Source organism: Ferribacterium limneticum, assembly GCF_020510625.1.
GTDB lineage: Bacteria > Pseudomonadota > Gammaproteobacteria > Burkholderiales > Rhodocyclaceae > Azonexus > Azonexus limneticus_A.
The window spans coordinates 1,976,466-1,989,366 of sequence record NZ_CP075191.1 but is presented as its reverse complement, the minus strand read 5'-3'; the positions used below and the strand labels follow the sequence as shown (position 1 = coordinate 1,989,366).

Sequence of the window (12,901 nt, the reverse complement as noted above, 5' to 3'; positions counted from 1 at the left end):
AAAGTGGTACGTAAAACAAAGGAAGAAGCGGAGCAGACCCGCAAGCACCTTATTGAAGCGGCTCGAACCGTATTTCACGAGTGTGGCGTCAGCCGTTCGACGCTGGAGAAAATCGCCAAGGCGGCCGGTGTAACGCGTGGCGCCGTTTATTGGCATTTCAAGGACAAGGCCGAATTGTTCTTCGCCATGCGCGAGGATGTTTTCGCGCCGATGGTCGAGCGCACTGACGCTTATTTGCTGTCAGATCAGTTTTCCAATCCGCTCGATGCCATCGAAGCGTCGATCAAGGAGTTCTTCCGGGTTCTCGAGGACTGTTCGGTGGTTCGCGAAGTGTTCGAGATCATGATTTCGCGTTGCGAGTATGTCGACGAGTTTGCCGCGGTACAGGAAGAGGTCGGCCGGCCGGCCCAGACGTTTCTCGCCAAGATCGAGCGGATCTATCAGCAGGCTGCTGACCGGCGCACCTTGCGATTAGGGCTGGATCCGCTCGCTACGGCCAAGGATACCTGGGCGTTTACCTCTGGTTTGCTGCACTTGTTGCTCGGCTGTCAGAAAGGCTCGGATTTGCCGTCACGGGTTCCGGAGATGATCTCTGCTCACATGGCGATGCGGCGCGCCTGAGCCGCAAGGCGTTCTCTCTTATCTGGCGCAGGCGGCACGGATTATCCGCTCCGTCTTGGCTTCATCAAGTTGGGCATGACCAGCCAGGGCGGCATTGCCGTGATCGCGCAGGGCCTGCATGACGCGCTCTGCGGCATCGGGATCGTTGATGTCGGTGTCGCTCAGGTGCTGCGGCATATTCAGGCTGCGATAGAAATTCTCGATGGCAGCGATGGTCGCTTCGGCCGACGGATGCTCAAGGCCGAAAACGGCACGCCCCATTTGTTCCAGCTTGGCCCGTTTGGCTTCAATGGCTTCGCGGAGCAGTGCTGGCTGGATGATAGCCAATGTCCGCCCGTGGTCTATGCCGTAAAGGGCGGTCAGTTCGACGGCCATCCGGTGGGTGGCCCAATCCGTTGGCACGCCAACCCCAATAACGCCGCATAGAGCCTGATTGGCAGCCCACATCAGGTTCTGCAGCCAGCCGATGTCGCGGCGCTGGTCGAAAGTGTCGGCCAGGGCTTTCAGGGCACGCATGACCGCTTCGGCATAGCCATCCTGGACCAGGGCGCCGACCGGATAGGTCAGGTATTGCTCGCAAACGTGAACGAAGGCGTCGACCACACCGTTTTCCAGTTGCCGGTCCGGCAGGGTGGCCAGGACCTGAGGATTCAGGATGGCAAAGCGTGGCCGGGCTGGCTGGACATAAAACACGCGTTTTTCGTGATTGGCGGCACGAGTGACCACGGCGCCGGCATTCGATTCGGAGCCGGTTGCGGCCAAGGTCAGGACGACACCGACGGGCAGGGCACGTTCCACCCTGTGCTTGCTGCTGACGATGTCCCAGCCGTCACCGTCGTACAGGGCGGCGCAGGCGATGTATTTGGCGCCATCGCTGACTGAGCCGCCACCGACGGCCAGAATGAAATCGAGCTTTTCGGCCCGCACAAGCTCGACGGCACGATTGAGCGTTTCGAAGGTCGGATTGGGTTCGACACCGGCGAATTCGACCACCTGATGTCCGGATAGCGCCTGGCTTACCTGGTCATAGACGCCATTCTTCTTGATCGAACCACCGCCATAAAGCATCAGTACCCGGGCATCCAGCGGGACCAGTTCTTTTAGCTTGCTGAAGCTGTTGAGACCAAAGTGAATCTGGGTCGGGTTGTGATAACTGAATTGAAAGAGGTGGGTCATGACTGTATTCCTTCGAGACGGTTTGGTGCGGTGTGCGCAATCAGGCTTTATCGAGCGCCAATTTTGCCGGATTTCGCCGGCTGGCGGCCCAACTCAGCAGGGACAACATGGCCAGCCCGCTGCCAATCAGCAGGATGCCGGCGACTTCAAGTGCCTTGAATTCCTCGCCGAAGGTCAGGCGGGAAGAGAGGATGGCAACGACCGGCGTACCAAGCACCGAGAGGCTGGCCTCCCAGGCGGGTACCCGGTCGAGGATGTAAATCCACAGCCACCAGCAGAGGGCGGTGCTGGCAATCGACATGAAGGCGAGAATGCCCAGGTAGTGAGGCGTCCATTCCGTTGAGCGCTCCGGCACGACCAGCGCCAGTAGCACGAGCGGGATGGCACCGAAGATCATCTGCCAGGCGGTCAGGGAGAGCAGGTCGACCGGTTGAGTCGAGCGCAGGCGTTTGATCAGGATGGTGCCGATGCCCCAGCACAGCGCCGCCATCAGGCCGAGGAATTTGCTGAACAGGCTGGAATGCATGTCCCAGGGCTCGATGATCAGCAACAGGCCGATCAGGGTGCTGGCTGCAGCCAGCCATTGCTTGCCTTTGACCCGCTCACCGAGGATGGGCCAGGCCATCAGCAGCGTCCAGATCGGCATCGTGAAGATCAGCACGGCGGTTTTGCCGGGGCCGCCTTCGACCAGCGCCCAGGTCTGGAAAACCATGAATCCGGCCACCTGGGTCAGGCCGATGGCCAATGTGGGCCATGGTGCGACCAGCTTGAGCGGGCGCCCCATCAACTTGAGCGCCAGGAACAGGGCGACGGCGCCACCGACGCAACGTTCCGCCGCGAAGGCAAAGGGCGGGGCATAGGCCAGCCCTTGTTTGGCCAGCACCCACGTGTAACCCCAGGTCAGGGATAGGACGAGCAGGGCGAGCGGGGGTAGCCAGCGGCGAAATGACGACATCAAAATATCCGGAACAAGAGGCGGGGAACCGTGACGGGGTCAGCCGCCACGGTACAGAGGCTAATCAGGCGGGCAGGAACGGGTAGTCGGTGTAGCCTTCAGCGCCACCGCCATAGAGCTTGTCGGCCCGCAAATCGTTCAACGGGGCGGCCTCGCGCAGGCGGCGAACCAGATCGGGGTTGCTGATGAAGGGGCGGCCAAAGGCGATCAGGTCCGCCTTGCCATCTTCAATGGTCTGCTTTGCCAGCTCAAGGCTGTAGCCGTTGTTGACCAGCCAGGCACCGGGGAAGCGACGATGCAGCGCCTCGTAGTCGAAGGTTTTTCCTTCCGGGCTGCGCGTGCCGCCAGTTTCGCCTTCGATGACGTGGAGAAAGGCCAGGCCAAATGGCGCCAGTTGTTCGACGACGTAGTTGTGCAGCGCCTGCGGGTCGCTATCGAGCGGTGCGGTGTTGCCAAAGGTGGTCATCGGCGAGAGGCGAACACCTGTCCGGCCGGCGCCAATTTCCTCAGTGACGGCCTGAACGACTTCGAGCAGCAGGCGGGCGCGGTTGGCAATGCTGCCGCCATAGGGGCCGCTGCGGTCGTTGATGCTGTCGCGCAGGAATTGTTCGATCAGGTAGGTATTGGCGGCGTGAATCTCGACGCCGTCAAACCCGGCGGCGATGGCGTTGCGGGCAGCGCGGCGATAGTCCTCGATCAGGGCGGGCAACTCGTCATCGCGCAGAGCACGTGGCTCCGAAACCGGGACGAATCCGTCGCGTGTGAAGGTCATGGCTTCGGGGCGGCGACTGGTTGATGAAACCGGGGCGGCACCATCCGGCAACAGCGAGGTATGCGAAATGCGGCCAACATGCCAGAGCTGGAGGACGATGCGCCCACCTTCGGCATGCACGGCATCGGTCACTTCGCGCCAAGCGGCCACTTGTTCGGTGGAGTAGATGCCCGGGGTGTCGAGATAGCCCTGGGCCATGGGGCTGATCTGGCTGGCCTCGGCAATGATCAGGCCGGCCGTGGCGCGCTGGCGGTAGTACTCGACGGTCAGCGGGCCGGGCTTGTGGCCTTCGATGGCGCGATTCCGGGTCAGCGGGGCCATGACGATACGGTTGGCCAGGGCGATATCGCCAATTTTGATCGGGTCGAACAGGGAATTCATGGGTGATTCTCCTTCGTGGCTGGTATTAAGAAACTAATTAGACCGGTCGTCTATAGATCAGAGTGAAAAATTGGCCGCACTTGGATGCGGCCGGTCAAAGCTTGAGGATTCAGCGGGACAGCAATTGCCGGGTGAACTTCATGGCGCCTTCCAGCGCATCGCTATTACGGTGCAGTTTGCCGAGCAGGCTGGCGCCCAGCCAGAGCTGGTAGAGCATTTGGGCGGTCGAGCGCGGCTCCAGTGCCGGCAGCGAGCCATCGGCAACGCCCGCTTCGATCAAGCCGGCAATTCGGGCAACCACCTGATCGGTGCCGTCACGCAACGTCACGCGCATCGCATCCGAGAGATCGGCCACTTCGGCGCTCAGTTTGACGACCAGGCACTTTTGATCGGCACAGTCATCGCACTGGGCGTTCAGCCATTGCTGCCAGTAACGTAGCAGGCGCTCATGGCCGGATGCGGCATCGCTTTGCTCTAACGTGTCGATCGTCGTCAGGTAGCGATTGAAATACTCCTGGAGCAGGGTTTGGCCGTACTGCTCCTTGGACTCGAAGTAGTGATAGAACGAGCCTTTCGGCACGCCGGCCGTAGTCAGAATCTCATTGAGCCCAACGCTCGAAAAGCCTTTGCCGGCGATGATCCGGTGGCCGGTATCGAGAATGTGCTGGCGCGTATTGTCGTGACGAATGTTCATGGCTTGAACTTTGCCATGAATTAGACCGGTCGTCTAGTAATCTTTCGTGGTCGCGAATTTCTGACCGTAAAGCCGAGTCACCGCTCAGATCACGACGTAATCAAGCACCTCTGGCGGCGAACTCCGGGGCTGCTCACCAACCAGTTCGCAGACGGAAACCTCGATGCCATGGCACATCGAGGCGAGGGCCAGGTCATTCGGTTCCTTACCAAAGGGTTCCTCGATCTGTTCGCCGATGACATCCAGCGCCAGGAAGGTGTAGGCAATGAACGGCGCGACCAGGACAGTCAGCCAGCCAATCGAGGTACTCAGGCCGACCGGCAGCAACAGGCAATAGACCATCACCGTCCGGTTCATCAGTACCCGGTAGGTATAGGGAATGGGCGTGTTGGCAATCCGCTCGCAGGCGCCGGAGGCTTCCGTCAGCAGGTTGAGGTTGCGATCGATCGACTGCCACTGCAGGTCGCTGATGACGCCCGCTTTCTGAGCCGAGCCAATATCCTGCGCCAGACAAAGGAGCAGGGCTGATGGCGCAAAGCGGGCGGCGCAAACCCGTTCCAGCGTTGCAGCGTCCAATCGGCAGGCCAGATCGACCCGTGGATCGGTGTTGCGCAGCTGGTGCTTGAGCGCATAGGCGAAGGCGGCCAGGGTACGGGCGACGCGTCGCTGCAAATCAACTTCAGTCGGGGCGAAGCTGGCGATCTCACGGGTCAGGGAGCGGGCGCCGATCAAGAGCGCCCCCCATTGCTTGCGGGCTTCCCAGTAGCGGTCGTAGCTGACGGAATTGCGGAAGCCGAGGAAGATGGCGAGGGCGATGCCCATCAGGGTAAATGGCGGAATCGACAAGGCCGAGGCGGCATGCGCGCTCATCCACCAGTCGCGGCTCAGGATGCTGAGCACGGAAACCGCTAGAACCAGGAGCAGTCGGCTGATGATGTAAGGCAGCACCGAACCGCGCCAGACAAATAGCAGTCGGAACCAATGCAAATGAGGGCGGACGATCATGTGGGAATTCGCAGGAAATTGGCGGAAGCGGGCGGAATTCGCAGCGCTTGGGAGCACCGAAAGTGGGCAGCTAGGCCCTTACGGGAATTGAATTGAGTAAAAAGAGAACGTTCAGCGCGTTTCGTCCACGATCATGATCATCTTGGCTTCGATTTCGGCGGCAGTTCTCGCCAGTTCATCGTTTTCGCCAAGTATTGAGGGCATCGTGTCGGGGCGGGTCAGACCAATCATCGTCGCGCCGTTCTGGGTGAAGATCGAAATCCGCCAGGGCAGCGTGAGGCTGAGCCGCATGTCGAGGCTGAGCATCTTTTCGGCGTAGCGGTAATTGCAGATTTCAAATACCTGGCAGTCTTCGTCCAGCTCGATGCCCTTGCGGCGAAGCGTTTCGCTGAAGTCGAAAGTGTGCAGGATGGCAAAGCCAAGGCGCTGGACCACCGGTTCCAGATCGAAACCGGCTTCGTAAAATGACTTGCTGCTTTCGACGATATAAAACACGAACTTTCCTTGGCACAACGGTGGCGGGTTGCAGGATAACGGAGGCTTGCCGATCAAACAATCACGCGGTTCTGCCGCAGGCCTGGATTTTTCTGAAACCTATGAATCAGTGGCTGGAGGCAAGCTCACGAGCCGGTTCGCCCGTCGGCTGAGCCAGCCATTTGAGCAGGGTCGAATAAAGGATTTCCGGTTCGACCGGCTTGGCAATGAAGTCGTTCATGCCGGCGGCAAGGCAGCGCGTCTTGTCTTCCGAGAATGCATTGGCCGTAATCGCGATGACCGGTTTGCCTTGCCCATTCAGTAGCGTGCGGATGATCCTGGTCGCTTCTATCCCGTCCATTTTTGGCATCTGGATATCGATCAGGATCAGGTCGTAGCAATTTCGTTGCACCAGCGCGACGGCTTCAGCACCGTCTTCAGCCGTGTCGACGACCAGGGCAGCATCCTGAAGCATGACCGTGGCGACCTCGCGGTTGATCGGTTCGTCCTCAACCAGAAGGATGCGGCGTTCCGGATAGTCGCGTTTCAGAATCTCTTCGGCGCTGATGGATTCTTTGGTGGCCGATTTCGGGCTGGGCGATTTCGGGCTGGGCGATGAGCCTTTCCTGAGTCGTGCCGTGAACCAGAAGGTGCTGCCCTTTCCGGGGATACTGCTGGCCCCCGAGGTGCCGCCCATCCGCTCTGCCAGCTTCTTGGTGATCGCCAGTCCCAGGCCGGTTCCGCCGTATTTCCGGGTCATTGTGTTGTCGGCTTGTTCGAAGGCTGCGAACAGCCTGGCCATCGCCTCTTCCGGAATGCCGATGCCCGTATCCTCGACTTCAAAGCGGAGCAAGGCGTCTTCCGGGTGATCCTCGATCAAGCCGACCCGCAAGGTGACGCTGCCGGTTTCGGTAAATTTGACCGCGTTGGCCGCATAGTTGAGCAGCGCCTGTTGCAGGGATGTCGGATCACCGAGCAGGTTTTCGGGGATGCCATCGGCCTCAATATTCAGGGTCAAATGCTTGGTCTGGACATGCATTTGCAGCATCGATGCGACATTGTCCAGGATGTTTGCGACGCTGATCGCCGATTCGGACAAGACGAATTTTCCGGCTTCGATTTTCGAAAGCTCAAGGATGGCATTGATGATGCTCAGGAGATGCTCGCCGGCCCCCTCAAGTTTCCTCAACTGCTCCTGTTGCTTCGGCGTCAGGCCACCGCGGCGGATCAGGTGGGCCATGCCGGTAATGGCATTCAGCGGTGTGCGGATTTCGTGGCTCATGTTGGCAAGAAATGCGCTTTTCGCCACATTGGCGGCTTCTGCCGCTTCCTTGGCGCGCAATAACTCGGCGGTGCGTTCCTCGACCAGGTGCTCCAGGTGATCACGATGCTGCACCAGTTCGGTTTCTGCCGTTTTTCTCTGCGTAATGTCGGTGGTGATGGACATCAGGCAGGGAACGCCATTTAGTACCAGGCGCGAAACTGAAAACAGGCCCCAGAAAATACTACCGTCCTTCTTGCGGAAGCGCGCTTCGAATTTCAGGTGCAGCGGCTCCTGGCGCAATTTTTCGCTAAAGGATTGCCGATCGGCGGGATCGACCCAGATGTTCAGTTCGAGCGAGCTGTGGCCAATCAAGTCATGCCGCTCATAGCCCAAAATATCCAGAAAGGCTTGATTGACATCGACATAGATACCGTCGCTCAGGGTCGTAATGGCAATCGCGTCGAGCGATGTCTGGAAGGCGGTGCGATAGCGTGTCTCACTGTCTTCCCGGGCCTGCCTTGAAGCAATCATTTCGGTAATGTCGCGGAAATACCAGACTCGCCCGAGATACACACCGTCTGCGCCGTACAGCGTATTCGAGTGGCGTTTAAGGGTGCGTCCGTCTTTCAGCTGGATTTCACAGATATCTTCCATCTCGGGGTTGGCATACAGCTCCTGGACGCGTTGCAGAAACTGTTCCGGGTAAAGTACCTTGGTCAACCCATATTCAAGGATTTTCGTATCGACGTTATGTAGCAAATCATCCAGCGAGCATTCCGGTTGGGGGATATCCCAAGTCGTGTAGAAACGCTTATTGACCGAAACGATCCGGTTTTCCCGGTCAACGACGAGAATTCCGTCCGGCGACTCATCGAGAATGGCTTTTTGCAATGATGATTGAAATTCTTTGCTTGGCTGGCTGACTTCCATGATGCCAATGGATCCTTGGGCTGACGGTGATTAGCATCGCGCAGTTTACTCCTCCCGACAGTGATTGAATTCGGCCAAGTGCCAAAGCAGACCTTACTTTGTGCCGATTTTGGCTTTTCATGTCCGTAGCCGGCAAGCGCTTCGCCGCTGGTGATCAAAATTCGATAAACTGTAAATATGAACAGTGCTCGGCGCATCGCCCACCTCGATATGGATGCATTTTTTGCCTCCGTCGAATTGCTACGCTACCCGGAACTCAAGGGGAAGCCGGTGGTGGTGGGCGGCCGCAATGTTCATCAGCCGGTCAATCAATCCGATGGCGCCAGGCGCTTCGCCAGATTGGGCGACTATGCCGGGCGCGGTGTGGTGACCACCTCCACCTACGAAGCACGGGCCCTCGGTGTCTTTTCCGGCATGGGGCTGATGAAATCGGCGCAACTGGCGCCGGAGGCGATTCTGCTGCCGGCCAATTTCGATGCCTACCGCGATTATTCGCGCCGCTTCAAAGCCGCGGTAGCGACGATCGCACCGCAAATCGAGGATAGAGGTATCGATGAAATTTACATCGATCTCAGCGACATTCCGGAAGAAACCCATGTCCTGGCCAGGCGTATCAAGCAGGCGGTATTCGATGCGACCGGCCTGACCTGTTCTATTGGCATCACGCCGAACAAATTGCTCTCGAAAATCTGCTCGGACCTGGATAAACCGAACGGCATTACCGTGCTTGGCATGGCCGAGGTAGCGACGCGGATATGGCCGCTGCCAGCCAGGAAGATCAACGGTATCGGACCCAAGGCAACGGAACGCCTGAGCCGCTTGGGGATCACGACAATCGGCGAACTGGCCGCCGCTCCGGTCGAGTTTCTGGTCAATGCCTTTGGCCGGACAACGGGCACCTGGTTGCACCGGGTGGCGCATGGCCTGGACGAGCGGCCGGTGGTCATGGAATCCGAACCCAAGTCGATCAGTCGGGAAAGCACCTTCGACCGCGATCTGCACGCCCGGCAGGACAGGGCGGCGCTATCCGAGATATTTACGTCGCTGTGCATGCGGGTGGCCGACGATCTGAAGCGCAAGGGCTACGCCAGCCGAACGATCGGGATCAAGCTGCGCTATTCGGACTTTCATGCAGTGACCCGCGATGTGACCCTGCCGGTTGGCGTCAGCGATGGCGAGCAGATTCGCAAGGCGGCCGGTGAATGCCTGAAACGCGTTCCGCTGACGCAACGGATTCGACTGCTCGGCGTACGGGCCAGCGGTCTGGTTTCCCTGGATGAGGTCGAGATTGACTCCGGTTCGGTGCAGGCGGAGTTGCCGTTTTGACAATCCACCCATGAAGGGGGCCTGCGGCAAGAATACGCCGATGGTCGAGGACGGATGTTTCCCGAAGTGGCCGCTGAACGCTTGCTGACGCCAAAGAGCCCCCCCGGCATCCATTCAGATCTATTGCTTATTGAGCACTGGTTTGCTGGCGGACTGGAAGCAGAATCCGAAACGTCGTTCCGACGCCTACCGTGCTGCTAACCTCAATGTGCCCCCCGTGTTTTTTCACGATGCCATAGGCCAGTGAGAGGCCAAGACCGGTACCTTTGCCGACCGGCTTGGTGGTGAAGAAGGGGTCAAAGATTCTGGTCAGGTTTTCCTTCGGGATACCACTGCCATTGTCCGATACCTCCACGCAGACCATATCGTCGGCATTCATTCCGGTACGTACCGTAATCTTGCCACGTACATCGACAGGCATCGCGTGGGCAGCATTCACCAGAAGATTCATGAATACCTGGTTGAGCTGAGAAGGCAGGCATTCGACCATCGGGATGTCGCCATACTCCTTGAAAACATCGGCTTTGTACTTGATCTCGTTGTTTACGATGTTGAGGGTTGAGTTCAGGCCCAGGTGCAGGTCTGCCCAGTTGAAATTGCCATCGTCAACGTGCGAGAAATCCTTCAGGTCCTGGACAATCTTCTTGACCCGGTCGATCCCTTCTTGCGACTCACGGAGGAGGGCGACCACATCGGTCTTGAGAAAATCGATATCGAGTTGCTCCCTGAGGGTGGATAACGATTCTTGGGCGTCCGTCGGCAAATGTTCTGTAGATCGCTCGTAGGCATCGACGAGGGTGAGCAAATCCTGAGTGAAGGTATCGAGAGACTTCAGGTTTGAATTTACGTAGCCAACCGGATTGTTGATTTCATGCGCGACACCCGCCGCCAGTTGACCAATCGAGGCCATCTTTTCTGACTGCAGCAACTGGTTATGAGCCTCCTCCAGGCTCTTGGCGAGCGCTACCTGTTCATCACGTTCTCGCCGCAGTGTCTCGTTACGCTCATTGAGTTCGCGAGACATCTCGCCCAGGGAGTGCAAAGCGAGCGCATGGTCGGCATCGCCCTTCTCATAATCGACATTGATCCGTTCGAAAAATTCTTGCAGAGACTCCGGAACGGCCTCCGGGGAGCCGAATTGGCGTTTTAGCTGGCGTTTAAGCAATGGATGCATACAAGTCGCTCATTGGCTGGCGGCGACGAAAGAATCAACGCGCCGGACAGGAAGTTGTATGCGGAAGGTTGTTCCCTTGCCAACTTCGCTACTCACCTCGATGGAGCCGTTATGGTTCTGGATTATTCCGTAGGCGAGCGAAAGCCCGAGCCCGGTGCCTTTGCCCACGGGTTTGGTCGTAAAGAAGGGATCGAATATCTTGCCGCAGATTTCGGCCGGGATACCGCTGCCGTTGTCCGAAAACTCCAGCCAGACCTGATTATTCGCCGCGCCGGTACGAATGCGGATTTCACCCCGCTGATCCCCCATGGCGTGAGCCGCATTGACCAGGAGGTTCATGAAAACCTGGTTGAGCTGCGATGGGAGGCATTCAATTTTTGGCAGAACCCCGTATTCCTTGACCACTTCAGCTTTGTACTTCAGTTCGCTGGCAACGATATTGATCGTCGAGTCGATTCCCTGGTGCAGGTCGGCCAACTCCCATTCCTGGGTCGTATCCACTCTGGAGAAATCCTTCAGGTCCTGAACGATTTTTTTGACCCGGGTAATGCCCTCCCTGGATTCTTCCATCAGGACCGGAATGTCTTCCTTGAGAAAGTCCAGATCAATCTCCCGGCGCAGTGATTGCAAACGGGCGCGTTCGGCCGGATCAGCGATCACATTTTCGGCCGACTCATAGGCGTCCAGCATCCGGAACAGATTGGAGAGATATTTCTGCAGAGAGCCAATATTCGAATGGACATAGCCTATCGGATTGTTGATCTCGTGGGCGACGCCGGCGGCGAGTTGGCCGATTGAGGCCAGTTTTTCTGATTGAACCAGTTGATTCTTGGCGTCCGAGAGCTGGATGTTCAGTTCAGTCAGTTCCGAATAGCGCCGGAGCAGTTCGGTTTCGGCTTCTTCACGTTTGGCGATGTCCTGCGCCAACTGGCGATTGGCGTTGCCAAGTTCGCTCGTCCGTTTTTCGATCAGGTCTTCGAGTTGGGTTTGATAGTTTTGCAGATCATCGACGGCCTTGTGGCGTTCGGTGACATCCTGCAGGGTTTCGATGGCACCGATGATGCGGCCATTGGCATCGCGCAACGGTGCGGCGGTGAAGTAGAGCCAGCGGCCGGAATCCCCCATGTGGGGGTAGAAATCCTCGGCCTCGTACGCGCCTTCGATCAGTTTGGATCGCTTGAATTTTCCGTGATACAGCGCCTCCATGCCATCGATCGCAGAACTGACGATGAGATCGGCCATGATCGGCCGCTCGTTCGGGTAAAAGGCCGACCATTGGCGGTTTGTGCCAATCATCTCGCTGGCGACGACGCCGGTAACGGCGGCGCAGGATTTGTTCCAGTGCGTTATCTTGTGGTTGGCATCGATGACCAATGTCGGCACCGGGTCGCCATCCACAATCTGGGCGAGTAGCTGCTGCATATAGCGGTGCGCATCCAGAGCACGACGCCGTTCCGACTCTAGCAGCTTGCGCTGGGTCGCCTCCACGGCGTTCAGCGCATCCTTGAGTTCGGCATGTTCCGAGACCAGCTTTGCATTGGCATTGGAGAGGGCCATGGTGCGCTCCCCGACCAAATGCTCCAGGTCTTGGTTGAGGTCGATAAGCGCCTTGTTTCGCGAAGCGATGACGCGATACAGCGAATTCAAGGCATCCAGCAGACTGGCAGTGGCGGGATCGGCCAGGGTGGCGCGCTCCGCTTCAAAGGCCGATTCTGGTGTGGCCCCGGCCCGTATGGCCTGGACTTGACGGGCCATCGCCTGATCAATGCCCAGGATGTGATAGGCGAGCCAACTGGCCAGGAAACGGAGCAGAAACTCGGTGTCAGTCGGCCCGAGAGTGACCTCCCGCATGGCGGTGATCTGCTGCGCGAAATCGCGATGAATCGCTTGATGCAACTCAACATGCCGAAGATCGCACCCGCTTTCCTTCATTAAATCTTCTTCGTGCTTGAAATGATTGGCGGCGTATTGCACCAGTTCCGCCAGGACATTCTTGATTTCGTCGGTACGTTCAGGTTGGGATTGGAGTTGGCCAACCCAATTGATAATGCGGAACAGTTCCTTATGCTCGCTATCGACGATCGGTTCGCCGGTCAGAAAGCGGTCGCTCCAGGCAAAAGTGTCCATTG

At 58.2% G+C, this 12,901-nt stretch carries 11 protein-coding genes; 2 read left to right on the top strand and 9 right to left on the bottom strand.

The annotated features are described in order from the left end of the window. Positions 1-3 precede the first annotated feature (3 nt). Complete coding sequence (locus KI617_RS09435; RefSeq protein ID WP_226451742.1) at positions 4-621, top strand: TetR family transcriptional regulator; 618 nt, start codon at positions 4-6, stop codon at positions 619-621. Positions 622-639: 18 nt separating this feature from the next. Here KI617_RS09435 and KI617_RS09430 read toward each other — a convergent pair whose 3' ends face one another. The 7 genes from KI617_RS09430 to KI617_RS09400 form a co-directional block, all read right to left on the bottom strand. Continuing rightward, the gene (locus tag KI617_RS09430; RefSeq protein WP_226451741.1) at positions 640-1,797 is read right to left on the bottom strand and encodes an iron-containing alcohol dehydrogenase; all 1,158 of its coding nucleotides are present in this window, start codon (positions 1,795-1,797) and stop codon (positions 640-642) included. Between the two features lie 40 nt (positions 1,798-1,837). Continuing rightward, positions 1,838-2,752 (bottom strand): DMT family transporter, encoded by a 915-nt coding sequence (locus KI617_RS09425; RefSeq protein WP_226451740.1) that lies wholly within the window; start codon positions 2,750-2,752, stop codon positions 1,838-1,840. Between the two features lie 64 nt (positions 2,753-2,816). Beyond that, entirely contained in the window at positions 2,817-3,905 is a 1,089-nt protein-coding gene (locus KI617_RS09420) for an alkene reductase (protein ID WP_226451739.1), read from the bottom strand. 109 nt (positions 3,906-4,014) lie between these two features. Next, positions 4,015-4,599 carry a TetR/AcrR family transcriptional regulator gene (locus KI617_RS09415; protein ID WP_226451738.1) on the bottom strand — a complete coding sequence of 195 codons (585 nt, stop codon included), beginning with the start codon at positions 4,597-4,599 and terminating at the stop codon, positions 4,015-4,017. Positions 4,600-4,683: 84 nt separating this feature from the next. Next, positions 4,684-5,604 carry a bestrophin family protein gene (locus tag KI617_RS09410; RefSeq protein ID WP_226451737.1) on the bottom strand — a complete coding sequence of 307 codons (921 nt, stop codon included), beginning with the start codon at positions 5,602-5,604 and terminating at the stop codon, positions 4,684-4,686. 111 nt (positions 5,605-5,715) lie between these two features. Beyond that, a complete protein-coding gene (locus tag KI617_RS09405) occupies positions 5,716-6,099 on the bottom strand; it encodes a DUF302 domain-containing protein (protein WP_226451736.1) in 384 nt (127 codons plus the stop codon). Positions 6,100-6,205: 106 nt separating this feature from the next. Further along, complete coding sequence (locus KI617_RS09400) at positions 6,206-8,233, bottom strand: PAS domain-containing hybrid sensor histidine kinase/response regulator (protein WP_226451735.1); 2,028 nt, start codon at positions 8,231-8,233, stop codon at positions 6,206-6,208. Positions 8,234-8,449: 216 nt separating this feature from the next. Between KI617_RS09400 and dinB the strand changes: the two genes are divergently transcribed. After that, a complete protein-coding gene (dinB, locus tag KI617_RS09395) occupies positions 8,450-9,598 on the top strand; it encodes a DNA polymerase IV (protein WP_226451734.1) in 1,149 nt (382 codons plus the stop codon). Positions 9,599-9,725: 127 nt separating this feature from the next. Here the strand turns inward: dinB and KI617_RS09390 are convergent, their stop codons facing one another. Beyond that, a complete protein-coding gene (locus KI617_RS09390) occupies positions 9,726-10,772 on the bottom strand; it encodes an ATP-binding protein (RefSeq protein WP_226451733.1) in 1,047 nt (348 codons plus the stop codon). 9 nt (positions 10,773-10,781) lie between these two features. After that, on the bottom strand, positions 10,782-12,899 hold the full coding sequence (locus tag KI617_RS09385; RefSeq protein ID WP_226451732.1) for a hemerythrin domain-containing protein: 2,118 nt from the start codon (positions 12,897-12,899) through the stop codon (positions 10,782-10,784). Positions 12,900-12,901: the final 2 nt, after the last annotated feature.

Excerpts from the sequence above, each read along its gene's own strand:
- KI617_RS09410 (WP_226451737.1), bottom strand. The coding sequence starts at position 5,604 with ATGATCGTCCGCCCTCATTTGCATTGGTTCCGACTGCTATTTGTCTGG.
- KI617_RS09420 (WP_226451739.1), bottom strand. The coding sequence starts at position 3,905 with ATGAATTCCCTGTTCGACCCGATCAAAATTGGCGATATCGCCCTGGCC.
- KI617_RS09430 (WP_226451741.1), bottom strand. The coding sequence starts at position 1,797 with ATGACCCACCTCTTTCAATTCAGTTATCACAACCCGACCCAGATTCAC.
- KI617_RS09390 (WP_226451733.1), bottom strand. The coding sequence starts at position 10,772 with ATGCATCCATTGCTTAAACGCCAGCTAAAACGCCAATTCGGCTCCCCG.
- KI617_RS09425 (WP_226451740.1), bottom strand. The coding sequence starts at position 2,752 with ATGTCGTCATTTCGCCGCTGGCTACCCCCGCTCGCCCTGCTCGTCCTA.
- dinB (WP_226451734.1), top strand. The coding sequence starts at position 8,450 with ATGAACAGTGCTCGGCGCATCGCCCACCTCGATATGGATGCATTTTTT.
- KI617_RS09385 (WP_226451732.1), bottom strand. The coding sequence starts at position 12,899 with ATGGACACTTTTGCCTGGAGCGACCGCTTTCTGACCGGCGAACCGATC.
- KI617_RS09415 (WP_226451738.1), bottom strand. The coding sequence starts at position 4,599 with ATGAACATTCGTCACGACAATACGCGCCAGCACATTCTCGATACCGGC.